This window comes from Bacteroides sp. AM16-24 (assembly GCF_003471885.1).
In the GTDB taxonomy this organism is placed as follows: domain Bacteria; phylum Bacteroidota; class Bacteroidia; order Bacteroidales; family Bacteroidaceae; genus Bacteroides.
Genome location: NZ_QRKI01000007.1, coordinates 144,428 through 169,268 on the forward strand (window position 1 = coordinate 144,428; position 24,841 = coordinate 169,268).

At 42.7% G+C, this 24,841-nt stretch carries 19 protein-coding genes; 5 read left to right on the top strand and 14 right to left on the bottom strand.

Features of this window, described 5'->3' with window-relative positions:
• Positions 1-76 precede the first annotated feature (76 nt).
• The 7 genes from DW182_RS10480 to DW182_RS10510 form a co-directional block, all read right to left on the bottom strand.
• A complete protein-coding gene (locus tag DW182_RS10480; protein WP_118295475.1) occupies positions 77-1,378 on the bottom strand; it encodes a pectinesterase family protein in 1,302 nt (433 codons plus the stop codon).
• A 30-nt stretch (positions 1,379-1,408) separates the two neighbouring features.
• Positions 1,409-2,671: a thrombospondin type 3 repeat-containing protein gene (locus tag DW182_RS10485; protein ID WP_233564127.1), complete on the bottom strand. Its 1,263-nt coding sequence runs from the start codon at positions 2,669-2,671 to the stop codon at positions 1,409-1,411.
• Positions 2,672-2,921: 250 nt separating this feature from the next.
• Positions 2,922-5,327 (bottom strand): TonB-dependent receptor domain-containing protein, encoded by a 2,406-nt coding sequence (locus DW182_RS10490; protein ID WP_118295530.1) that lies wholly within the window; start codon positions 5,325-5,327, stop codon positions 2,922-2,924.
• Between the two features lie 693 nt (positions 5,328-6,020).
• Positions 6,021-7,682 carry a hypothetical protein gene (locus tag DW182_RS10495; protein WP_118295477.1) on the bottom strand — a complete coding sequence of 554 codons (1,662 nt, stop codon included), beginning with the start codon at positions 7,680-7,682 and terminating at the stop codon, positions 6,021-6,023.
• 47 nt (positions 7,683-7,729) lie between these two features.
• Entirely contained in the window at positions 7,730-8,896 is a 1,167-nt protein-coding gene (locus tag DW182_RS10500) for a MalY/PatB family protein (protein ID WP_118295478.1), read from the bottom strand.
• A gap of 47 nt (positions 8,897-8,943) precedes the next feature.
• On the bottom strand, positions 8,944-9,561 hold the full coding sequence (locus tag DW182_RS10505) for a CPBP family intramembrane glutamic endopeptidase (RefSeq protein ID WP_118295479.1): 618 nt from the start codon (positions 9,559-9,561) through the stop codon (positions 8,944-8,946).
• Position 9,562: 1 nt separating this feature from the next.
• On the bottom strand, positions 9,563-10,441 hold the full coding sequence (locus tag DW182_RS10510) for a prenyltransferase (RefSeq protein WP_118295480.1): 879 nt from the start codon (positions 10,439-10,441) through the stop codon (positions 9,563-9,565).
• 137 nt (positions 10,442-10,578) lie between these two features.
• On the opposite strand from DW182_RS10510, the gene DW182_RS10515 reads away from it, so the two are divergent.
• The 4 genes from DW182_RS10515 (at position 10,579) to DW182_RS10530 (ending at position 15,145) form a co-directional block, all read left to right on the top strand.
• Positions 10,579-11,364, top strand: a complete 786-nt coding sequence (locus tag DW182_RS10515; protein ID WP_118295481.1) for a Cof-type HAD-IIB family hydrolase — start codon at positions 10,579-10,581, stop codon at positions 11,362-11,364.
• A gap of 18 nt (positions 11,365-11,382) precedes the next feature.
• A complete protein-coding gene (locus tag DW182_RS10520; protein WP_118295482.1) occupies positions 11,383-13,392 on the top strand; it encodes a tetratricopeptide repeat protein in 2,010 nt (669 codons plus the stop codon).
• 73 nt (positions 13,393-13,465) lie between these two features.
• Positions 13,466-14,080 (top strand): L-threonylcarbamoyladenylate synthase, encoded by a 615-nt coding sequence (locus DW182_RS10525; RefSeq protein WP_118295483.1) that lies wholly within the window; start codon positions 13,466-13,468, stop codon positions 14,078-14,080.
• 54 nt (positions 14,081-14,134) lie between these two features.
• Positions 14,135-15,145 carry an AI-2E family transporter gene (locus DW182_RS10530; protein ID WP_118295484.1) on the top strand — a complete coding sequence of 337 codons (1,011 nt, stop codon included), beginning with the start codon at positions 14,135-14,137 and terminating at the stop codon, positions 15,143-15,145.
• Between the two features lie 135 nt (positions 15,146-15,280).
• Here DW182_RS10530 and DW182_RS10535 read toward each other — a convergent pair whose 3' ends face one another.
• The 7 genes from DW182_RS10535 to DW182_RS10565 form a co-directional block, all read right to left on the bottom strand.
• Entirely contained in the window at positions 15,281-15,694 is a 414-nt protein-coding gene (locus DW182_RS10535; RefSeq protein WP_118295485.1) for a DUF3244 domain-containing protein, read from the bottom strand.
• Positions 15,695-15,844: 150 nt separating this feature from the next.
• Entirely contained in the window at positions 15,845-17,524 is a 1,680-nt protein-coding gene (locus DW182_RS10540) for a lipopolysaccharide assembly protein LapB (RefSeq protein ID WP_118295486.1), read from the bottom strand.
• A 64-nt stretch (positions 17,525-17,588) separates the two neighbouring features.
• Positions 17,589-19,226, bottom strand: coding sequence for a sialidase family protein (locus DW182_RS10545; protein ID WP_118295531.1), 1,638 nt, complete (start codon positions 19,224-19,226; stop codon positions 17,589-17,591).
• 47 nt (positions 19,227-19,273) lie between these two features.
• Entirely contained in the window at positions 19,274-19,930 is a 657-nt protein-coding gene (locus DW182_RS10550; RefSeq protein WP_233564129.1) for a hypothetical protein, read from the bottom strand.
• Between the two features lie 217 nt (positions 19,931-20,147).
• Positions 20,148-20,960, bottom strand: a complete 813-nt coding sequence (gene nagB, locus DW182_RS10555) for a glucosamine-6-phosphate deaminase (protein ID WP_118295487.1) — start codon at positions 20,958-20,960, stop codon at positions 20,148-20,150.
• Positions 20,961-21,008: 48 nt separating this feature from the next.
• Positions 21,009-22,208 carry an FprA family A-type flavoprotein gene (locus DW182_RS10560; RefSeq protein ID WP_118295488.1) on the bottom strand — a complete coding sequence of 400 codons (1,200 nt, stop codon included), beginning with the start codon at positions 22,206-22,208 and terminating at the stop codon, positions 21,009-21,011.
• Between the two features lie 60 nt (positions 22,209-22,268).
• Positions 22,269-23,198 (bottom strand): TIGR01212 family radical SAM protein, encoded by a 930-nt coding sequence (locus DW182_RS10565; protein WP_118295489.1) that lies wholly within the window; start codon positions 23,196-23,198, stop codon positions 22,269-22,271.
• A 632-nt stretch (positions 23,199-23,830) separates the two neighbouring features.
• On the opposite strand from DW182_RS10565, the gene DW182_RS10570 reads away from it, so the two are divergent.
• Entirely contained in the window at positions 23,831-24,790 is a 960-nt protein-coding gene (locus DW182_RS10570; protein ID WP_118295490.1) for an ROK family protein, read from the top strand.
• The last annotated feature ends 51 nt before the right edge of the window (positions 24,791-24,841 follow it).

The following is a 24,841-nucleotide window of genomic DNA, read 5'->3' on the forward strand; positions in this document are numbered from 1 at the left end:
TCCCAGACTTTCACAAGCCCGGGATCTCACATGCAAAAAATGTCAATGTGTTATAGTGCCATTACGATTCATTTACTTAAAGAGCACTCTCAAGTCCTAATGAACCATAACGATTGACCGCACGTACTTTTAAATTTCCTTTCATCACGAATCTTGTTTCGAAAACCGGCTTTTGAGCAAAACCCACCACCTGATCATTATCGAAAATGATATAACCGGCAGCATCGGATACAGCTTTCCAAGTAATCTTCGTTCCTTGTTTTTTCAGATTCTGCGGAGCCGGTAGTTTTTCCATCATTGTACGAGGATCCCATCCGTCATTACCCGGAATGATACGTTCGTATACATAGCTATCCGCCTCCTCTTTGGTAACGATAGCACGACAAGAGCCTTTTGGCGGGTTATTTGGTCCGCGTCCGTCATATTCTGTTTTGCGTAGGCTCAAGTCGAGTACATTACCTTCGGCATCACGACTATCATACTCTGCAAATAATCCGGGAATAGCTCCCATATTGGTCCAACCCTCGGGAGCAAGAGGAATGCGCATAGTGGTATGTATATAGACAGCACGCGGCGAGTTGTGCCAGGGACGCCCCAACTTCTGTTTACCGTCGGCAGCAGAGGCATTGCCATCCACAATGCAATCACGGAAAATATATCCGAACTTTGCATCCTTATGACAGGGAGCGACAATTACAGAACCGCTACGTACATTATATAATGTACAGTTTTCAAGTAAAGCATCTCCCCCACCATAAAAATAATCGACTGCACCTTCAATCCAACAGTCTTTCACATAGTGGCGGTGAGAATCATTAGTAGAAGTCATCCAGGTGTCTTGAAAAGAACGGAAAATGCAGTTATTGAACGCTGCACAATCTGCCTGGCTGCTCATAGCCAATGCCTGTGGACCATTCTGGCTCTCTACCCCCCAATCATTCACATAAGAGATATTCTCAGTATAGAAATGATCGGCTTTCACCTTAACAACGCTCCCCTCAAACTTATAGACTTCGGAAAAGGGATTATGAACCGAATGTTTCCAAAAAGCCGTCTTTGCCGGTTCTGTACCTTCTTCAGGCTTTCCACCTACATTCAGGAGATGATGAATGATGGTTTTATCCTTGTCCTGACCGATCAGGTGGACATACGTTTTGGTTTCGGGTATTACCACATGTTCCCGGTACGAACCGTTCTTTACGAAAATCAACCACGGCTCTTGCCGGTTGTCGGGTACTGCATCAATAGCAGCCTGAATGCTTGTGTAGTCACCACTACCATCCTGGGCCACTACAGCCTGAAATGGTGATGCAGTATTCCGGGCATGACCTCCTAATAAAATGCCCATAAATAATGCCGTAAGAATTATCTTCTTCATACTTAATATATTTAATAATTGGTTTGAATTTTACTTTATCAGGCCGTTCAGATAAACTTCCAGATTGGTATAACCTTCTTTACTCAATGTAGTGGCAATGCCATCGGAAACATCTTTCGGATTCAGTCCATGGGCCGCTTCCCAAACATCGGGTATGCCGTCTCCATCAGTATCCCGCAGTTCATCGGCTGTAATGCCGCCATCGCTCAATGTAGGCCAAGGGCTGGTGGCTCCTTCCGGTTTCACATCTGCCGGCAAGTCTATCAGGCCGGGAACACTTTCCGCTCCTTTTGTCACACTACCGATATAGGTAGCCGTACCGTTTCTGGTTTCTTCTATAACACGTATATCAATGGCATCCCGTTGCCTGGAACATCCCGCTTGATCCAATACGAGTTCATAAGCTTGTTTTGCACTATGAGTAGTGATAATGCCTGCATCCAGAGGTTCGGACAGACGCATTTCCTTTTTCACTTTCTTTGTGAATGTATTGTCACAAGAAGCATTATTGATTTGCCCGTAAATACCTTTGGTCCAGTTATCTTGGGTTACTTCCTCATTTCCTTCGATGATATTGCCGTCTACATAGAATTTCCCCCATACGTGTTCCATTGGTTTCCAGGCATTGGGAGTGCCGTCTGCATTCATGCAATACTTCTTTATGCGTACTCCTATGGCGGCAATACGGTAGCGGACAGGGCTGTTTTTCGGTGTAGCCGGTCCTGGTTTATAATAATTGTTCACAATATTGACACACATGCCTTCTCCGCCATAGCAACCGTTTCCGGCCCAGTTGTAGAATACGTTATTCCTCATATCCATGTGTTCGCGTTCCTGAGTAAATGGACGAGGTCCCAGACGGGGTACACGACTTTCGTGATGTGCCAGCAGATTATGATGAAAAGAAGCTTTTGCTCCTCCCCAGATGGCTCCATATCCATGTTTACCTTTAGCATGACCTGCCGTGCGAAGACTTTCGGAAACCAGGCACCATTGAACAGTCAGATTCTCACCACCATATATAGAACAACATTCATCTACCGACCAACTAATAGAGCAATGGTCAATGATTAGATTCCTGCAATCCGTACTTCCAAGTCCGTCAGGCTCTCCACGGCCACCTGTTGTATTCCGCCCGAAGCCTTCGGCGCCGGGAAAAGCTATCAGTTCCTTTGTTGTTTCCGTTTGTTCATCATCAGGCAGGACACTCGCTCCTGCCGGTATGATTGGAAGCAGGAATAAGGCCAGACATAAGAAACGTATAATGTACGCCCCGTTCATTCTGTTTTTCATTTCGTTTTTCATATATACTCTCTTCTAAGATTGGTTCATGTAATGCAAAAGTGAGGAATCCATAGTAAAAAGAGGGGGAAAAACTGATAGAAAAGGGGGACTGATGCTATAAAACGGCGAAACCCACCTATCAAACCACATTCACACCAAAAGACGGCTTCCCGATTGAAACCTCCGTTTCATATCGACAAGCCGCCCGTCTCCCGTTACAGGAGTGCTTTCAAATAGGTAAAAACGATGAAAGCAATATTTATAATCTATTCTGGATATCCGAGTTACTATTACGTTGCCCTTTGCTGCGGATATCTCCACCAAATGTGTAGGAAACACCGATGCGGAAACCGGTAAAGGCAAACTGATTATCCGTCGTCATCCGGACACCGTTGGATACCGTCTCAAGTTTGGAATGACTGATCAGGATATTATTCACATTCAGGCTAAGACTGAGTTTATTATCCAGCATACGATAAAGCAAACCTGCACTGATACCGTAATTAGGCTTTATCAGATAAACCCCACTATATTGACGCGAAGTGAACCAACCGGAAAGCGTTCCAATGAATGTCTTCTTCGAATTGAAGAAGAACGTATTGCGCAAACTGGCATTATAGGCCCATCCTTTCTCTTCGGCAGATGTGGAAGCGGCGCTGGAAGTCGTACGGCTATAGTTTACCCCATGCTGTACATAAGCCTGCATCCATCCCGTACGGAAGGTATATGAATTATTCAATCCAAAAGAGTGCGTTTCCATAAAGTTATCCCACAGGAAAGAGCTGACATTTGTTTCCGGATCCAAACCTACCACCTGGAAGAATACATCGTCCGAATAAGAATAGAAAGCGGAAAAATTAAGATTGTTCTTGAATGTATATCCCAATTCGGCATTATACGTATAACTCGGTTTCAAATCTTCCTTTCCACAAGCATAAGTGTACTTATTCTGATAGAACGGGAACGGATTCACCATATTCTGCGAGGGGCGTGAAATACGGTTGGATAAACTAAGATTCAATGCATTCAGTTCATTAGGTGAGTACAAGAAGTAGAGCGTAGGAAACAGACGGGTATAATCATGCTTGTCTGTCTTATTCGCCGACTCGGAAATACCGGTAGTACGGGTGTGCTCCATACGTACGCCCAACTGCATAGAAAACTGTTTGGAGAACGCACGATTGTAATCGGCATAAAGGGCATAAATCTGTTCCTTATAGTGGAAGTAATCATCCTGCACCAGTGTCGGGTCCGAAGTATCATAATTGATGCGATTGCGGGTATCTGTGAAAGAGACCTTGGCACCTGCAGTTACCTTATACTTTTCAAACGGAAGTGTAAAGTCGAGTGCAGAAGAGAATACGTCTACCTTACGGTCTTGCAGATAGCTATAATCAAAATTGGTTCCAGGTATTGCTACACCATCAGGAGTCTGAGTTTCGGACAGGAAGCCCATATGACTATCCCGGTTATCACGCAGGTAATCCACATCCCAACTCATCTTTTTGCCTTTATCCCCCCAAGTCTTATCTGTATGGAAGTTCAAGTTAAGACGATCGGACTTGCCTCCTTCTTTGCTATCTGAGAACAGAAGAGAATCCAAACGGGTAGTAGCTACATCATAAACTTCCGTAACGGAAACGGCTTTGGCATCTTTAGGATTACCATAATTATAAACAGCTTGCAGACCTACAGTCCAGTTATGCTCCAAAGCAACGTCCACACCTGCCTGACCATAATAACTCTGCATATACTTCTTGTAATCCGTGCGTCCGTCCCAAGTATTCTTGGCGAAATAGCGGCGGTTTGCTTCACGCGTTTCATAGTTACCTTGTGTGGTACCTGCATTGGCGAATGAGGATACACGGCCTTTACTGATATTTAGGTTTACTCCGCCATAGCCGTAATTTTCCTTCTCACCGACATTATACGAAGTGGATACCGTACCTCCCAAGTAATCTTTAGGACGCGATTTCAGGCGTATGTTGATGATACCTGCATTACCTGCTGCATCATACTTGGACGGTGGAGTGGTGATCACTTCTACTTTCTGTATCTGCGAAGCGTCATAAGACCGGAGATAGTCGATCAGTTCGTCGCCGGAAAGTTTCGTTTCACGGTCGTTGATATACACTTTCACGCCTCCTTTACCTATAATATCAATGCTATTCTGTCCTACACGCAAACCAGGTACTTCGCGCAAAAGGTCGAGTGCATTTCCACCGGCAGAGGCAATGGAGTTGTGAGTATCAAAAACCACTCTGTCCACCAGACGTTTAATTACCGGACGGGCGGCTGTGACAGTCACTTCATTTAAAAAGGTAGAAGAGGATTTCAGGGTGAGCATACCTACATTCTTATTTTCCTGTAAAGAGACAGGCAGGTAGATGTCTTCACAACCGATTAGAGTGATATGCAACAGATATTTCCCTTTAGGTTGAGTAAAAGTAAAACAACCTTGTGCGTCCGTCAGCATACCTGTAATGTATGTACTGTCTTTAGCTTGCTTTAAAAGGATGTTTGCTACTTCCATCGGCTGATTGTTTTCATCTTGTACGCAACCGGAGAGTTGATAGCTTTGAGCAGAAATAGAAACCGCTACACATAACATAAGGAATAAGAACGTAAGTCTTTTCCCAATAGACTTCATTGAATTTGCTTTCATCATTTGATTGATCTTAATGTTTCACTTTTCGTTTTTACCTGATGCTAATTTAAGGGTGAAACGTATCTCAAACGGTCTATATCAGGATATAAAAGTTCTATATTAGCAGCATAAATGCATCTCATTATCAACGAATTACATTCTTCACTCTCTATATTTACCTTTTTAAGGTCTATATACTATCTATATGCATTGAAGAAAGGGTTGTTCATTTTGGGAGGGATATGAACAAAATGTGATAAGGACACAGTCGTTTTCCTTTCATGAAAATTCAGTTTACCCCAAATGGTAACTTTGTTCACTCCACACGGTAACTCCATTTACATACCGCGGTAAAGACCGTTACATACCGAGGTAAAGGTCGTTACAATAAGGGGTAAAAGCCGTTACATACGGCGGTAAATGCTTTTACATTTTGCAGTAAACAGTCGGTAAATACTATTCATTGATTATCAGTAAATTAACAAAAAAAATTCATCAGCAATCTTTAATTCATTTCTGTAGCGGTTATGAATGAAGTGATTTGCGGACTATCCGTCATTCTGAGCGTAGTCGAAGAATCTACTCTCTTGGCATAAGGCTGCGCTATACAGTAAGGGAAGAGATCCTTCGACTACAGGATGACGGATAGTACTACTGAATCATTTGCTTCATTACTTTCTTGATATGAATTAGTTGACGAGAAAACAAGCCTTATTTCTCTAAAATGAACCCGACAATGTCCTCCTTCTCTCCCATTCCAAGTTTCTTTCGGATATTTGTCTTCCGCTGATAAATGGTTGGAATGCTTTGTTGTGTCACAACACTAATCTCTTTCGTCGAGAATTCTGCGCAAAGCAGACAACAAAGCTGCTGTTCCTTATCAATAAGCACAGAACCGAAACGCCGGTTCATTTGGGTATAGAACCCATTATATATACGGTCGATTACGGGATACAGATCCTCCCACACTAAAAGGCTTTCTACCGGCAACTCGCGGTTCGTGATACCGGATATACGACGAAGCAACTCCTGATTTTGAGATGTAGGTTGTGTAGCAACCAAGCGTATAATGCCCAACTGTTGCAAAAGTATCTTTCGGAAAAACTGTCCATCTTCCACTTCTTTATCAGTACTTCCGACAACTCTCTGTTCATCATCTCCTTTTGTAGCATCTACCAGCAAGCGATTTAGTGTTTCAATACGTTCTTCCGCCTCAATCAAGCGATGACGACGCCTCCGGATATAAAAAAAGGCCCCGCCACCTACTACAACCAACAACAGCAAACAGCCTAATAATGTCAGCTGTGCCTCTTGCCGTTCCACCGTCAGCATCAAGTTAGCATTCGAAAGTGACTCTTTGCTTTCGTCCTTTCGCCGGATAGTACTTTGCAAGGCATAAAGGGCATTGTGAACAGAGTCATTATATCGCATCACTTTCAGGAAGTCAAACGTACGATGACGAGTATAATCTATCAATCCCTGATAATAACTCATCATATTTTCTGTAGTCAGAAACTTCTCCTGATAAGCAAGCAGCGATCTGCCCTGGTCAAGATAATATTGGGCAGAATCCAGTTTTCCCATCTTTAGAAAACATTCTGTCAGCACCAGATCAGTCATTGCAATCTGCCCTCCGTCCGGCGTCAGGCTTCGCAAGCGTTTCGAAACAACTGCTGCCTTTTCGTAATCATTGCCGATATAAGACAACATTTGTGCATAGTTTCGCAGATAATGTACCAAGCGGGCCGTATCCTTCTTCTGCTCCACCAACGCAATGCTCCGGTCCATATAGTAAGAAGCAGAATCATTCCCCTGCAGTCCCATGGCAATACCCAAAGAATAGCACAATCCTTCATCTTCACGAATAGCAATCGCCCGGAGATGTGCTTCTATTGCCTTTTTATAGTCCTTATCAACATATACATACCTGTTAGCTTTCTCAGCAAGCATGCTGACCATCAGATAAGTATCTCTACAGGCTGTAGCTGCTGCGATACCACTATCAAGTACAGACATAGCTTCTTCATGCCTTTTCTGCCAATATAAATACTTGGATTTCAACACAAATGAATTAAGCATTTTCACCGTGTCCGGACCGGCAACAAAGTAATCGAATGCCGGAAGAATCAGAGAGTCCTCCGTCATGGAATTTCCCCGTACGTTATGCACAAATGTACGCAGCCAACCATACAGCATCTTTTCCTCAAACGGCAACCGCTCCGGATTCTTGATTGATGACAGAAGCTTCATAGCACTATCCGAATTTCCATAAATCACTGCATCCGCCTGGCGAAGCAAAGTAGTATTGTCCGTATGCCTGCAAGCACACAGCAGAATACTACTTATGATGAAAAGATATAAGAGTTTCTTCATATAGTATAGCCCTTCACAGGCAACAAAGGTATAGTCTCCTTTCTAAATCACTGTACAACCGCATCACGTAGTTGCTTCAAAGCCTGCTCCAGCACCGAACGGGGACAACCGATATTCAATCGCATAAAACCTTCTCCCGGCACACCGAACATGGTTCCATCATTCAGAGCCAAGTGTGCTTTCTCTGCAAAAAGACGAGTCAATGCCTCTTGTGTCAGCCCTAAAGCGCGACAATCCAGAAAAACAAGGTAAGAAGCCTGCGGACGTATCATACTGATGCCCGGAATATATTCTTCCAGGTAGTTCTCAGTAAAGTCTATATTTCCTTTTATATAGTCGAGCATCTGTTCCAGCCATTCTGCACCATGCATATAAGCCGCTGCCGCACCGATATAAGCAAGCAAATGTCCTTCGGAAAACTCACCAGCTTCCATAAAAGTCTGGAAACGCTCACGAATACCTTTATCAACAGTGATTGCATACGAACTGCCCAACCCCGGCATATTGAATGCTTTACTGGGAGCCATAAAAACAAGAGAATTTGCAGCTGCTTTTTCAGAAACCGTGGCAAACGGATGATGCTTATAAGGTGGCAAAGTCAAGTCAGCATGTATCTCATCAGAGATCACAAAAGTACCACTGTCATAACAAATGGCAGCTATTTCTCTCAGTTCATCCGCCGTCCAGACACGCCCACCGGGATTATGAGGATTACACAGAATGAGCACTTTACAATCTTGTATATCTTTGCGGAAACGTTCAAAGTCAATCTGATACTGTCCGTCACATAGTTCCAGAGGCGAATATACCACTTCACGCCCCATGCGTTCGGTCACCAGAAAGAAAGGATGATAGACAGGAGTCATCACCATCACTTTATCACCCGGATTAGTGAAACACTGCAAGGCAAAAGCCTGTCCACGGACAATCCCCGGGACAAATGTCAACATCTCACGGGATATATCCCATCCGTGACGATCGCGCAACCATGCACAAATGGAAGTATACCATTCTTCACAGGCAAAAGTATATCCCAACACCTCATGTTCCAAGCGCTTTTTCAAAGCGTCCATTACAAAAGGCGGAGTGCGGAAATCCATATCAGCTACCCACATAGGGAGTAAATCATCACGTCCCCAGATATTTTTTACGCCATCCCACTTCACGGAGTTGGTACCACGGCGTTCAATGATTTCATCAAAATTGTATTTCATCGTTCTATTTCTATTTACGTAAGTCACACAAATCATAGTACCCATTCTCATATCGGAAAGAGTACAAACACCGCCACATCCCACACCGCATGCGACACGATCAGTGCCCCTAACTTCTGCGGATACAGCCTGTAAGCCAGTCCCCAGATAGCTCCAACTACCAATGCTGCCATCACCAGCATAAAGTTAAACGACCAAATGTGCACCAAGGCATAGACCAGCGTCGTCACAATGAAACCTGTATTCGAGTTCCAACGTTTCGATAGTGCATTCTGTACATAGCCACGCCAAAAGATTTCTTCTGCAGGGCCTATCAATATGAGTAACAGTATAGAGAGTAGCCAGGGATTTTCCCCGGTCTTCATACCATAAATAAGTTCTACCTGCGGGCGGGCAAAGTCAAAAAGCCAGGCAGAAGCTTTATCCCCTATCCAGAATATTCCCCATAATACAACGGACAAAGCCACACCTCCGGCAATATTCTTCCAATCGAACTTCACATCTTCTACCCACCACTGCGGACGAAGTGCAAAAGACATATTCATCAGTATAACCGCTGAAAAGCTCATTGCTGTCCAGAAGTTGAATATGCCGCTTGTCCAGGGAGAGAACATGAAAAACCACAAGAAAGCAGCTATCAGCAAAGGGATGATAATTCGTTTCATACTATATTAAAAATGTAACCGTAAACAGTAAGCTGAACAAAAGTTGCAGTTTCGCCGTCTTTTCATCCAGATTAGAGATTGCACCAATCCCTTCTTTCGGTAACCGCAACATAGTACGGGCATTGGCTATAGCCGGCAGAATTCCTATTATAGTCAACAGAGACCACCATGGAAAGTAGCCCAGTAATGCACAAATCGCAATCCACAAGAATGGAAACAGTACTTCAAACATATAGAGGTAAATATCAGTCTTCACTCCCAACTTCATAGCAAGCGTACTGATCTTTGCCCGTACATCCGTACCGATATCACGCGTATTATTAGCATGCAGGATGGCTACTGTTATCAATCCTACCGGAACAATGATCAACCATACATCAGGCAGGAATCTCCCCATTGTTATATAAGTTATTCCCAAAGTAGGCAGAATAGCATAAGCCACGAAAATAACAAAATCACCGAAAGCCCGGTACTTCAGACACGGATAGAGCAACGAACACATGGCACCGCAAACTCCTATCCATAACAAGGGAAGTCCGGTACGTGTAACCAGCCAAAGGCCGATAACCACTGCCGGTACCATTAATCCTATAGCCAGGTTGCGTATTTCCAATGGCATGAATTGCCCACTCGTCAGAGTCTTCACACCGAAGGTATCTACGCGGTCTACTCCTCGTTCAAAATCGAAATAATCACTCCATGCATTTCCCGAAGCATGGAAAATAACAATACCGACCAACGCCAGCAGTCCGTTCGCCCACTCTATTACCCCGTATGCCCAATACAAATACGCCAGCGTCACAATCACCGGCATTGCCGACGCCGGGAATGACCAAGGGCGTACAGCGATCAACCAATCTTTGAAGGAATGCTTTTTCATCTACGATTTAACTACGTTCAAAACAGCTTTTGCTATTTTATTAATGTATAGTCACTATTTACGATTTCTTTAGGAGACAAAAGTACAAAATATCCTCACTTTTGAGTACTTTTGCATCCAAGTAAAATAAAAAATATATGATTAAAGCCCTGTTTTTTGACATCGACGGCACTTTAGTGAGTTTTGATACACATGCTATCCCCGAAACCACCATCGAAGCCATCGCCGCTGCCAAAGCCAAAGGCATTCGGATATTTATCGCTACGGGACGCCCCGCTGTTATCATCAACAACCTTTCTGCCTTGCAGGACCGTGGACTCATAGATGGTTATATAACCATGAACGGCGGATATTGTTTCGTAGGCAAAGAAGTGATTTATAAGAGTGCAATTCCTGCCACTGACGTACAAAAGCTTGCATGTATCTCTGCTGAGCAGAATTTCCCTTGCATTTTCGTGAGTGAGCATGATGTCTGTGTCTGCCAACCTGATAAGATGGTAAAGAAGATATTCAACGATTATCTTAGGGTGGATATAATTCCGGAAAAGACACCCGAAGAAGCTATCAGACAAGAAATATTCCAGATGACTCCGTTCATCACCCTGGAGCAAGAGAAAGTTATTCTCCCACAACTTCCCGGTTGTGAAGCCGGACGCTGGTTTCCTGCTTTTACCGACATTACCGCAAAAGGAAATACCAAGCAAAAGGGAATCGACGAAATTATTCGTCATTTCGGCATTCGCCTGGAAGAGACGATGGCATTCGGAGATGGCGGCAATGATGTAAGCATGTTACGCCATGCTGCCATTGGTGTGGCTATGGGTAATGCAGTGGATGAAGTGAAGGAACATGCCAACTACATCACTACCTCAGTGGACGAAAACGGAATAGCCAATGCGCTCAAACATTTTTCAATCATTTAAATACGATTTCATTCTACCTTGTCGCAGTCGATAGATACCAACAATAAAGAGTTTCAGGATGCCCTGAGTCTTATACAATATACTCGCCAGTCCGTATTTCTAACCGGAAAGGCAGGTACGGGTAAGTCTACCTTTCTGCGATATATCTGCGAGAATATAAAAAAGAAGTATGTAGTATTGGCTCCTACCGGTATTGCAGCCATCAATGCCGGTGGCAGCACCTTGCACAGTTTCTTCAAATTACCGTTTCATCCTCTGCTACCCGATGATCCGAACCTGAGCCTGCAACGCGGGCGCATCCACGAATTCTTCAGGTATACCAAGCCGCAGCGAAAGTTACTGGAAGAACTGGAACTTATCATTATCGACGAGATTTCCATGGTACGGGCGGATATTATCGATGCCGTAGACCGCATCCTGCGAGTCTATTCACGCAACCTGCGTGAGCCCTTCGGCGGAAAACAGCTTCTGTTAGTAGGTGATGTTTTCCAACTCGAGCCTGTCGTTAAGGGAGATGAACGGGAAATACTAAACCGCTTCTATCCTACTCCCTACTTTTTCTCAGCAAGAGTTTTCAGCCAGATAGACCTTGTTTCCATCGAACTCCAAAAGGTGTATCGTCAAACGGATAAAGTATTTGTCAGTGTTCTGGACCATATCCGCAGTAACACCGCCGGTGCAGCCGACTTGCAATTACTCAACACACGCTATGGCACTGATATTGAGGAAAATGAGGAAGATATGTACATCACCCTCGCTACACGCCGCGATAATGTAGACTACATCAACGACCGGAAACTGGCAGAACTACCCGGTGACTCTGTTACCTTCCGGGGTGAAGTCACGGGAGATTTCCCGGAAAGTAGCCTGCCCACATCGCGCGAGCTGGTGCTGAAACCGGGAGCTCAGGTTATCTTCATCAAAAATGACTTCGACCGCCGCTGGGTAAATGGTACTATTGGCATAGTCAGCGGCTTCGATGAAATAGAAGAAACTCTCTACGTCATCACCGATGATGGAAAAGAATGTGACGTCAAGCCGGAACACTGGAAAAATATCCGCTATAAATACAACGAAAAGAAAAAAGAGATTGAAGAAGAAGTCCTGGGTACTTTCTCCCAGTTCCCCGTACGGCTGGCATGGGCAATCACTGTTCATAAAAGTCAGGGATTGACTTTCAGCCGTGTGGTTATCGACTTCACCGGTGGCGTGTTCGCCGGTGGGCAAGCCTATGTTGCCCTCAGTCGTTGCACTTCATTGGAAGGCATCCAGCTAAAGAAACCTGTCAACCGCGCTGATATCTTTGTCCGCCCGGAAATAGTAAACTTTGCCGAACGCTTTAACAACCGGCAAGCCATAGACCGCGCCCTGAAACAAGCACAGGCCGACGTGGAATATGCTGCTGCGACCAAAGCTTTTGACCAAGGAGATTTCGAAGTCTTTCTCAATCATTTCTTCAAGGCTATACACTCCCGATACGACATAGAAAAGCCTGTTATACAACGCCTCATCCGTCGCAAGTTAGGTGTTATCAACAAGCTACGTGACAACAACGATCAACTAAAAGCCCAGATGGCCGAACAGCAAAAACGACTGCAAGCCTATGCACGAGAGTATTACCTTATGGGCAATGAATCTATCACTCTTGCCCATGACTCCCGTGCCGCCATTGCCAACTATGACAAGGCGCTGGAACTCTATCCCGAATATGCGGATGCGTGGATACGCAAAGGAATCACCCTCTTCAATGACGGAAGATATATTGAAGCGGAAGAATGCCTCACACGGGCAGTAAAACTACGTCCGGCAGAATTTAAAGCTGTCTATAACCGGGGAAAACTGCGACTGAAACAACAGGAAACAGAAGGCGCTATTGCCGATCTGGACAAGGCTACCACCCTGAAACCCGACCATGCCGGAGCACACGAACTCTTTGGCGATGCCCTGATGCAGGCAGGAAAAGAAGTAGAAGCTGCATTACAGTGGAGGCTGGCAGAAGAACTTCGAAAAAAATCATCCAAGAAATAAGCCACACTTATTTGATAATAAGAAACTTATTCTCTACTTTTGTGTTATTATATATAGACTAACAACCAGCCCTATGCTTCTGAAACTGTACGAAAAGAACAACAATCCACAAGACCTGCAACAGATAGTGGATATTCTGAATGACGGTGGACTTATCATCTATCCCACCGACACCATGTATGCCATTGGTTGCCATGGGCTGAAAGAGCGTGCTATCGAACGTATTTGCCGTATCAAAGAAATTGATCCGCGCAAAAACAACCTTTCTATTATTTGCTATGACCTGAGCAGCATCAGTGAATATGCCAAAGTAGATAACAATACATTCAAATTGATGAAAAGGAACCTGCCCGGTGCTTTCACTTTCATCCTGAACGGCACTACCCGTTTGCCTAAAATATTCCGCAACCGGAAGGAGGTTGGTATCCGTATGCCTGATAATGCCATTATCCAGGAGATAGCCCGCATTCTGGATGCCCCTATTATGACTACTACCCTGCCTCACGAAGAACATGAAGACATGGAGTACTGTACCGACCCGGAATTAATCGATGAAAAGTTCGGTGACCTTGTCGATCTGGTTATCGATGGTGGAATCGGTGGCACGGAATCCTCCACCATTGTGGACTGTACCAATGGAGAGGCAGAGATTGTACGCCAAGGAAAAGGCTGGTTGAATGAAGGATAATAATCAACCAAATCCCCCTTTTGTTTGTTTTTTAAGAAAACGAACAAAAAGGATATGAGTACAAAAGAAAAATACTGGAAATATTCACTAATTACTATTATCATCGGACTGGGGATAATCCTGTTTTTACAGATTACACCCTTTCTGGGTGGTCTATTAGGTGCACTGACTATCTACATACTGGTCAGAAAGCAGATGATACATCTGACCGACAAGCGGAATATGAAACGAAGCATCGCTGCTACCCTCATTACCACTGAAGCCATTCTCTTCTTCTTAGTTCCTTTGGCATTGGCTGTATGGCTATTAGTCAGCAAGTTACAAGACATCAACTTAGATCCTCAAAGCATTATTGCCCCCATTGAAGATATGGCCAATATCATAAAAGACAGGACTGGCTATGATGTTCTGGGTAAAGACACCACTTCTTTTATTATTTCTGCACTGCCTACCATAGGACAATTCGTAATGGGTAGTATCAGTAGCTTTGCTGTCAATCTCTTTGTATTGGTATTTGTTCTATACTTCATGCTGATAGGCGGACAAAAGATGGAGCAATATATCAGTGACATACTTCCCTTTAATAAAGCGAATAAAGATCATGTAGTGAGAGAAATAAAGATGATTGTACACTCCAATGCGGTCGGCATTCCCTTACTGGCAATCATACAAGGTGGAGTGGCCATGATAGGTTACTGGTTCTTTGATGTTCCGGATATTCTGTTAACGGGATTTCTCACCTGCCTTGCAACAGTCATCCCTATGGTAGGTACAGCCTTGGTCTGGTTCCCGATTGCTGTCTATATGGCATTATCCGGCGATCTCTTCAATGGTATCGGCCTGGCTATATTCGGAACTCTGATTATCTCTCAACTCGACAACCTGATACGCTTTATCCTACAAAAAAGAATGGCTGATATACACCCGCTAATCACTATCTTCGGAGTAGTAATCGGATTGTCTCTATTCGGCTTTATGGGAGTCATATTCGGACCACTATTACTCTCATTGTTCTTCTTGTTCGTGGATATGTTTAAAAGAGAGTATCTGGACAAGCCGAAATAGATTAAAAACAAAGGCGGAAAATCCCTCCATCAACAGAGAAACTTCCGCCTGTAGAGTATTAAGATAGTCAAGTATCCAACACCCTAACCAGTAGTTATAATGAAAATATAGTAACAGTGCCTGTGATGCCGTGACTTATAGATTAAACCATCCATAAGCATAAGCCCCGTTATCTCCTTTTATTTCTATCAAGAATGCTCCAGTCATGTCAGGTGACAACTGAATATTCTTCAAAATAGAAGTAGTGATATTCTCAGAAGAAGTATACACCGGAACACCATCTTGGGAAATGGTTATTTCAACTTCGCCTACAGCGGCAAAGAAATTGATTTCTACCAAATTATTCCCGCACAACGTTGCAATAATAGGAATATCAGGAGTTATTGAACGATGCCTATTTCCATCATCAGAATTTGTTTCAAAGGGGATATCATTACCAGATAAAGTTATCTCACCTACTACTTCCAAATCACCAATCATGGATGAATGGGCATTAACTGTAAACAGGAAAAAAAATCCTATCAGACATAAAACAGACTTAAATTTCATTGCTTTTATTGTTTAATTTTGGCTCAAAGATAAAACTCTAAAACCACATAACCTAAAACAGAATATGGACAAAAATCAGGATGTTATTTCACTGTTAATCAACCCAATAAAATAGAATTATTCATGAAAGTATGGACAAAAATACCCCCATTAAAAGAACAAAATAAACTCTTCCAATGACTTTTCTTTATCTATATATAAATGTTCCTTTAGTCTTAGCTTCATTCGGTAAACAGAATTCCGCTCACAATCAAAAACAAACATCAACTGATTAGTCGTAAATCCTACCTTCAGTAAGGTCGCTAGGATAAGATCAGTTTTTGTCATAGTATAGTTTGAGTTTAAACGGGAGATAAAATTGGCGAAGATCAGGTCCATGAAATCAAAGAGATTCCGCCTCTCTTCCAAAGTCATCCTTTGAACGATCAGTTCTCCTTTATTCAGCTGTTCTAATACACAAGAAGCTTTTATGCATGTATTTTCGCGTAGCTCTTTATTTTCTGCAGTCAACAATATTATTTTTCCGTTCAAATCAGCTATTTTCTTCTTTTTTGCTAACTGCTCTTCTTCACTCTTCTGTTTATACTCATCTATACGGAATGCATATTCTTCTATTTCTTTTTGATTTTTTCTGATTGTATCGATGTTCCGTTGAAAGCGTCTTCTGTATTTAGTCCTGATTATTATGATAGAAATTACCATTAGAATAGTAATTAACAGGATTAAGTAGAACTGACTCTTTTTTTCCAGCTTAATCTGTTCATTTTCCATTCTTAATTTCTCATTATCATATTTCTTTTGCAGCGTTAACATTTGTTTCCGCAAGTCTTCATTATGTACAATCTCCAACAAAGAATCGGATTGTTCTTTGTAAAAAAGAGCATCCTTATAATTCTTCCTTGTCTCTTCTAACCTAGACAAATAATTATATGCTCCAGCCCGTGTATACCTCTTACTACTCTTCACCACCTTCTTGAAGCATCGTTCGGCTTCATCTAAATTTCCCATAGACAGATAAGCCTTACCTAAGGATATATAATAGTGATATTGACTAAGAGTATTGGAATCACTCGAAAGAGCTTTCCAGAAAAAGCCAACAGCCGCTTCGTAATCTTTCTCTTTCTCAGCCATGATTCCAAGTATCTGAAAAAGAGAGGAACGTACCCGATGCGTAGTATCCGGCAAAAGCTTTAATCCTTCATCAACATACCATCTGGCGGTGTCATTACTGGCTTTCATCATATATCCACGCGCCAGATTCCGGTATCCATATACAACACCTAAAGTATCCCCTGCCAATTTATAGTAATCAACCGTCTTCTTGAAGTTCAGAATAGAAGCATCATACATTCTTTGGTTATAATTCAACATTCCGATATTTTCTTCCAGCAATCCTTGCAGTTTATGCTCCTGAGTTCCCTCCAATAAAATCTGTGCATTCAGATAAGCATTCATTGCTTCCGTATTTTTATCCTGATACGAAAGCACATTTCCATAATAAAAAGATGCCTTTCCGGCTTTTACCTTATCATTATGGTTTTCATAATAATTTATTGCAATTTTTATCAGAGAATCAGATTGCAAACTATCCAAATAGTTCTTATCTCGCGCTTGTGTCAGCAAGAAGGCATAGTCTGCTTGCTGGCGACCATGCAATCTATCCGGGTGAGGTATCTGTTGCAAAAGATATAGAGCACTGTCCGGATGTATCTCCATACACTCTCCGGCATGCGACAAAAGAAGATCTGCTTTATCAACAGAAGAGGTACAGTTCCAGAGAAGTCCTAATAGGCATAATAATGCATATATCAGATATAGATTCTTTCGCATGCTTCAAATCTTCTTGTTTTATAACAGTGCCAAAGATAATGATTTTAGCTATTTATGCGAATCACTATCTAACAATATCTTTCAATTTTATGGTCTGAAACGTAATATGAGCTACACTACTTTCATAAAGGATGCCGATAGTTTCTTTATCAACCATGGTAAGACAAGTATATCCCCAGTTGTTGTCCTCATCCAACAGCAACTGATGTTCCGGTAGCCAGGTTACACCTCCATCCAAACTAATCTTAATAGTAATGTGATGGCGTCCCTTCGTTGTATTGGGGTTAGAGAATATGAGTAAATCCCGGTTTAAAACATTCTCACCGGCTTTTACATGAATCAGACTTGCCATACAAACAGGCTCCTGTAAAGCTTTACGCGAAGATTCATGTTCAATCCATGTCTCACCCAGATCTTTCGTAATCGCCACAGCACGACTTCCACCCCGATTATCACGCATATTCAGCATCAAGGCTCCCGGCTGCACCTCAGCAACCTGCGCCTCTGTGGTATTGGTACGTGCGTAGTTATGTATTTTCCAAGTTTCACCCTGATCCTTGCTATACATGATACCCGCATTCGGCACACGGGTAGAATCTATAAACTGAATGGGAAACACTAATGTGCCATCTTCCATTGTGATTCCACGTCCGGGTCCTTGCAACAAGAAGTACCAAGTAGGATCTTTCACTTGTTCAGTAATGTTAATAGGGGCTGACCAACTTTTACCATCATCCGTACTCTTGGCCAAGACAAGTTGTGCCGTATGATTCAGATCCAATCCCGGATGTGAACTCCACCAGGCACGTTGATTTCCCATACCATGTATCCAAGCGGCAACTATCCATACATTATTAGTCTTCGTATCCACCAATATAGACGGATCACCCACCCCATTCTGTGCCGAAGGCAGTCCACCCATTTCACCAAAAGCCAAAGGGAGGCGCATCTTTTCCCACGTCTTTCCCCCATCCGTACTACGACTTAAACCGACGTCTACATGTTCTTGAAGATCGACACTGCTGTTATAGCGTACATCATAAACGCCTAACAAAGTTCCGTTATTAGTAGTCACCAATCCCGGAATACGATATGCTGCCGAATGATCATCGCCTGCATGACGTACCCCCACCCCCATCCGATGCTCAATATTTTGCGGAGAAACAACATTTAGAGGTGCTTCTTTGCCATCCAGAGTAACCGAAGCAATGGCCGCTCTGACCTTAGCATCCAACGAAGTTTCCGGTTTCATCTGTAAACTGACCCAGAAGAAGTTAATCCCCGGAAACAAACTCTGGTTAGCATCGAGAATAAGGCGTTTTTGGAGTCTAATCACTTCCGCCTTTTTAATGGAATAGGAAGGATTTGCCGCCAAAGTCTTTCCGGCAGTATGACTTGATATGTATTCTACGGGAGCAAAGCGCCCTTTATTTCTATCCTGCAAGGCTTCAGTGCCACTATAGTAAAGCTTTACCGATTGGATATCAGAAAGATTAGTATCTTCTCTAAAATTCAGAATGACTCTGTTCAACATCGTACTTTCCTTAGCATCCAAACGCAAATAGAACAATACATTATCCACTCTTTCTATCAAAACCGGAACTTGTGTCTCACGGATAAAAATTGTATCTGCAGCCCGGACCACCGGAATGATACATGATAAACAGAAAAGTATAAAAAGCAAAAGTATAGACTTCTTCATAATATAGATAAAGTTAATAAGAATGTTAGAAGCTACAAAGATAACATTCAATAATAAAAATCCCACATTTGCTGCCTCAAAGTATTTTTTGTTTCATCTTCCTCTTGCTGTAACATCCCTATTTCCTGAAGATGATAAAGCCTCTCCAGCAAAACGACAATCTGCTTTTCACAAATATGCATATCACATATTTCTTTAATCCAATCGACGGTTTCTTCAAGAACAACGACAGAAGAAAGGGTACATGTCTTTTGTTTTTCCGGTTTACGAAGCATATCTGCCATAAACGACAGAATTTTAGAAACCATCTTCTTACTACGGCTACGGAAACGGGATTCCGGATTTTTCAAACGCAAAAGAAAATATTCTCCAACCCATAAAGAAGCAATGAATGCCTCGGAAGAAGGCTGTTTTATCCCTTTCCAGAATTTAATCAGGAAAGTATCCACTTCTTCCAATATGCCGTCTGTATTATCATTTATATAAAACCTGTGTGCAAGGCATTCTATTACACATCCCAATTTAGCCACACAGACTCCATCTTTATTATCAGCGACTACTTTTTCCGCTTCTCTCAAGAATTTAAAAGCATTATCCTCTTCCACATGGTCGTCATACAACCGGAACTGGTGGAATAATGAGAGAGATTGGCACAGCAAGTCATCAAAGGAGCAATCCGCATCATTCATATTCAAACGATTCATTCATTTCGAAGCTATAAAGATAGGAATGATAAAGATAATAACAAGCAAAAGAGAGTGGACAAAATTAACATCCAAAAGACAATTAATTTTCAGCACATTACCTCATTAAAAAAGAGATTTTTCTAATGAAAGGTGGACAATTCAGAAAAGAAATGCGCAACCCGCTTCACACTTATCAGCAGAAAACGAATTGCGCAATTCACTTTTATATGAAGATTTACTTCAGCAAAGAAGCCGGATCCAAGTGGTCTGCTTCAATATCCTTAAAGTAGCGATAGGTGCCTACTTTCAATTCAAAAGTAGCTGCATCGTCAGCAACAATAATACCTTTTTCATGCATTTGCAACGCACTGATGGTCCACATTTGTGTGATGGCACCTTCTACAGCATGATAGAGTGCAAGAGCTTTATTATGTCCGTTTACAATAATCATCACTTCCTTAGCTGAAAGTACCGTACCTACGCCTACTGTCAAGGCTGTTTTAGGCACTTTATTCACATCGTTATCAAAGAAACGGGAATTGGCGATGATAGTATCCGTCGTCAGCGTCTTCTGACGTGTACGGGAAGACAAAGAAGAACCCGGTTCGTTGAAAGCAATATGTCCGTCGGGACCAATACCACCCATAAAGAGGTCGATACCACCATAAGATTTGATCTTCTCTTCGTAACGGGCACACTCAGCATCCAGATCGGCAGCATTACCATTCAGGATATTGGTATTCTCCGGATTGATATCAATATGGTTGAAGAAATTATTCCACATGAAAGAATAGTAGCTTTCGGGATGTTCTTTCGGCAAGCCGACATATTCATCCATATTAAAAGTAACTACATTCCGGAAGGAAACAATTCCTTTCTTGTTCAGGTCGATTAACTCCTTGTACATGCCAAGCGGTGATGAACCGGTAGGGCAACCCAGGACAAACGGTTTTTCAGGCGTCGGATTAGCAGCCTTAATTTTAGCAGCTACATAGTGAGCAGCCCACTTAGATACGGATTGATAATCCGGTTGAATGATTAATCTCATTGCAATTGTTTTTTATCAGGTTAATAAATTAGGGGTATTTTCAGTCAATTATTCCCTGTCCTTCTTCAGGCGGTCTGCCATAGAACGTGCCAGGTGTTCGCATTGTTCGTAAGTGATATCCTTCATTGCCTGTTTCATCTCTACAGGATCGGCTATAATTTCAAATTTGCTCTTTTCTGCAAACTCTGCCATACGTTTCACCGCAGCGCCTGCCCAGGTGAACGAACCGAAATAACCCAGATAGCGACCTTTTATCTCACGAATCAATATCTTAGAGAGTAAAGATTCTATATCCGGATAAATCTGGTTACTGTAAGTAGGGCTACCAATAATTAAGCCACGATATTTAAAAATGTCTGCAATAATATAAGAAGGATTACTCTTGCTTACATTATGCATCACAATGTTCTTGATGCCTTGTGCTGAAAGTTCAGCAGCAATAGCTTCTGCCATCTGTTCCGTATGGCCATACATGGAGCCATAGGCAATTACCACACCTTCATCGGCAGCATAACGGCTCAGTTTATCATAAATGCCTATTACTTTACTAATATTATCTGTCCAAACAGGACCATGAGTAGAACAAATAGTCGTAATGTGCAAACCGCCCAGCTTTTGCAAAGCCTTCTGTACCGGAGAACCGTATTTGCCTACAATATTAGAGTAGTAACGCACCATTTCGTCCCAATAACGGTCGGTATTGATGCGAGTATCGAGGAAGCCGCCATCCAATGTACCGAAACAGCCGAAGCCGTCGCCGGAGAATAGTATACCTTCCGTTTCGTCGAAAGTCATCATGGTTTCGGGCCAGTGCACCATGGGAGTCAGATAAAAACGTAGTTTATGATGTCCTAATGCCAGGAAGTCTTCATCTTTCACAATGTATTGTTCACCTGTCACTCCATAATAACCTTCGATCATACCGAAAGTTTGCTTGTTACCTACAATAACAATATCGGGATAATGCTGCTTAATGAGGCGGATAGAACCGGAATGATCGGGCTCCATATGGTTGATGATAAGGTATTGGATAGGGCGTTCACCTATGATACTTTTTATTTTACGGAGATATACCTCAAAATAGCAAGCATCTACCGTATCAATCAGAGCCACTGTTTCGTCGTCTATCAGGTAAGAGTTATAAGACACTCCATAAGGTAATGGCCACAAACCTTCAAACAGGTGTTTGTTACGGTCATTTACTCCCACATAGTGTATTTTTCCTTTTATCATAGTCTTCTGGTTCATAAAACTTCTTTATTTAGATTGATTCTACATTCAAACAGCCGCAAAAATAAGGCTTTTTTCTCACATTTCATATTTCTTTCCCTGATAAGCTCCAAGCTGGCGCATTTTTTTTTGTATACGGTGGTTAAATTCATAATTTTTCAGTCCCCAGTCGGGCGCTATTAACAATTCTTTAGGAGACTGTGAGACAAAGCGTTCTAATACCAAATCCGGGCGTAGGTGCTCGATGTAGTCCACTACCAAGTCAATATATTCTTCTACGTCAAACAGATGGAAATCCTCGGGATGTTGTTCATATTCATGTGCCATCCGGGTGCCGCGTATCAGTTGTAACTGATGCATTTTCAAAGTAGTAAGGGGGATACGTGACAGAGCAGAAGCTTGTGCCACCAAATCTTCGTGTCTTTCTCCGGGAAGTCCCAGTATAACGTGCCCACCTGTAAGAATACCACAGCCGACAGTGCGTTCTACCGCATCTACCGTATCCTGATAAGTATGTCCGCGATTGATACGGCACAATGTAGCATCATTCGTGCTCTCAATGCCATATTCCACCAGCAGAAAGGTGTGCTTATTGATCTCTTCCAAATAATGAAGCAATGCATCCGGCATGCAATCCGGCCGGGTGCCGATGACCAGACCGACTACATCTGGAACTGTAAGTGCTTCTTCATATTTCCGCTTCAAGGCTTCTAACTCACCGTAAGTATTAGTATATGCCTGGAAGTAAGCAAGGTACTTCATCTCAGGATACTTATGTGCAAAGAATATCTTTCCTTCTTCCAGTTGCTGGGTAACGGACTTTTCCGTACGGCAATATTCTGGATTGAAAGTCTGGTTATTGCAGTAGGTACAGCCGCCATATCCCTTTGAACCGTCTCGATTTGGACAGGTGAAACCGGCATTGAGCGATATCTTCTGTACCTTATACGGAAAATAACGCTTCAGAAAGAGTGTAAATTCATTATATAGTATAGGTGAGGTATCCATATCCCTGTTATTTAATGACAAAAATAAGTCTTTTCTTTGAATAGTAAGCTATTTTGTGTTTACAAATAAAAGAATAATTCAGAACTGTTCACACTGATACACCTTCCTCAGAATTAAAGTGTATTTAAGTCTGACTTATCCTTCACCTTCTCTTTCCTATTAAAAAAAGGAGTAAACCCGTTAACGGAATTAGAGGCTGTCCAGCATCCTGTAAGAACCGTATCAAAGAGGGTTCAAATCCCTATTTGCTCCGTAGCAAACTCGGATAGCGGTACTTCTAACCGAATTTGCTACGGAGTTGATACGACCCAGATACTTTCCAACCCCGGTTTTGGTCTCTATTCAGTTAGTTTACGCACCGTACTATCATAACCTTGCAATACACAAACCGCCTATTTGTTAACGAACATAAAATAAATATTTTTCACCTGCACTAAAAAATGTTGCACCTACAGATTATCAATATCCTACCTCATAAAATATACGTAAAAGGGGCACTCCGCTAAATACATTTTAATGATTAGTGACGTATTTTACACACATTTTCTTCCGTTTACAGGCATGGAAAACGAAATAAATTCATAGCTTTGCCTAAAACCTCGGTCAATCAACCTATTAATACTATAATTACCATGGCTACTATCGCTCTCGATATAGGCGGCACCAAAATAGCCAGTGCTATTTTCCTCCCCGACGGAAGTATGTTGTTCAACCGGAAACGCCTGCTAAAAGGAAGAACAGGACATGAAGTAGGCAAGCTTGCTGCAGAAATTCTCGCTAAGTTACTGACTATTGCCCGCAGAAGCCGCATTCAAATTGATGGTGTCGGTGTATGTGTACCCGGCATCGTTTATTCGCAAACAGGCCGCGTATGGGCTCCGAATATCCCTAGTTGGGAAAACTATCCGCTACAGGAAGTACTGCGTACCGTGACCGCGCCGGGTATTGAAATTTATATCGACAGTGACCGCACCTGCTATATGTATGGAGAGATGTGGCAGGGAGCAGCCCAAGAATGCCACAGCGCAGTGTTCATTGCCGTAGGCACAGGTATAGGTGCAGGAATCATCATTGACGGGCACGTATTGCACGGGGCAAACGATATCATCGGCGCCACTGGCTGGATGGCACTGCAACCGCCTTATAAAGAAGCATATGATGCCTGCGGCTGTTTTGAATACTATGCCTCAGGAAATGGAATTGGAGCCAGAGTACGGGACGCAGTCCGTGCAAATAAAGCTTATAAAGGGCGCTTGCGCCAGAAACCGATCTGCCGGATTTCGGCTTACGACGTATTCAATGCATACAATGAGAGCGATCCGATTGCTGTTTCTGTCTTGCACAAGGCTATAGAAATGTGGGGAATGGCTTCGGCTAACCTGGTCAGCTTACTAAACCCGCAAAAAATAATCTGGGGAGGCGGTGTATTCGGCCCTGCCTCCATCTTCATAGACGATATCTACAAAGAAGCCTGCAAATGGGCACAACCGCTCAGCATCAAACAGGTGGAATTTGTTGCCTCTCAGTTGTCCGGTAATGCCGGACTGATAGGAGCTGCTTTTCTTGCTATCAAAAAGCACCTGTATGAGTAATCTCCCCGCCTTATCACCTTATTATTTTATCACCTTATCATCTTTATTGAT

Coding starts and splice junctions, on each gene's coding strand:
- DW182_RS10530 (WP_118295484.1), top strand. CDS start 14,135: ATGAGTACAAAAGAAAAATACTGGAAATATTCACTAATTACTATTATC.
- DW182_RS10495 (WP_118295477.1), bottom strand. CDS start 7,682: ATGAAGAAACTCTTATATCTTTTCATCATAAGTAGTATTCTGCTGTGT.
- DW182_RS10500 (WP_118295478.1), bottom strand. CDS start 8,896: ATGAAATACAATTTTGATGAAATCATTGAACGCCGTGGTACCAACTCC.
- DW182_RS10515 (WP_118295481.1), top strand. CDS start 10,579: ATGATTAAAGCCCTGTTTTTTGACATCGACGGCACTTTAGTGAGTTTT.
- DW182_RS10525 (WP_118295483.1), top strand. CDS start 13,466: ATGCTTCTGAAACTGTACGAAAAGAACAACAATCCACAAGACCTGCAA.
- DW182_RS10540 (WP_118295486.1), bottom strand. CDS start 17,524: ATGCGAAAGAATCTATATCTGATATATGCATTATTATGCCTATTAGGA.
- DW182_RS10560 (WP_118295488.1), bottom strand. CDS start 22,208: ATGAACCAGAAGACTATGATAAAAGGAAAAATACACTATGTGGGAGTA.
- DW182_RS10550 (WP_233564129.1), bottom strand. CDS start 19,930: ATGAATCGTTTGAATATGAATGATGCGGATTGCTCCTTTGATGACTTG.
- DW182_RS10490 (WP_118295530.1), bottom strand. CDS start 5,327: ATGAAAGCAAATTCAATGAAGTCTATTGGGAAAAGACTTACGTTCTTA.
- DW182_RS10485 (WP_233564127.1), bottom strand. CDS start 2,671: ATGAAAAACAGAATGAACGGGGCGTACATTATACGTTTCTTATGTCTG.
- DW182_RS10535 (WP_118295485.1), bottom strand. CDS start 15,694: ATGAAATTTAAGTCTGTTTTATGTCTGATAGGATTTTTTTTCCTGTTT.
- DW182_RS10480 (WP_118295475.1), bottom strand. CDS start 1,378: ATGAAGAAGATAATTCTTACGGCATTATTTATGGGCATTTTATTAGGA.
- DW182_RS10505 (WP_118295479.1), bottom strand. CDS start 9,561: ATGAAACGAATTATCATCCCTTTGCTGATAGCTGCTTTCTTGTGGTTT.
- DW182_RS10565 (WP_118295489.1), bottom strand. CDS start 23,198: ATGGATACCTCACCTATACTATATAATGAATTTACACTCTTTCTGAAG.
- DW182_RS10545 (WP_118295531.1), bottom strand. CDS start 19,226: ATGAAGAAGTCTATACTTTTGCTTTTTATACTTTTCTGTTTATCATGT.
- nagB (WP_118295487.1), bottom strand. CDS start 20,960: ATGAGATTAATCATTCAACCGGATTATCAATCCGTATCTAAGTGGGCT.
- DW182_RS10510 (WP_118295480.1), bottom strand. CDS start 10,441: ATGAAAAAGCATTCCTTCAAAGATTGGTTGATCGCTGTACGCCCTTGG.
- DW182_RS10570 (WP_118295490.1), top strand. CDS start 23,831: ATGGCTACTATCGCTCTCGATATAGGCGGCACCAAAATAGCCAGTGCT.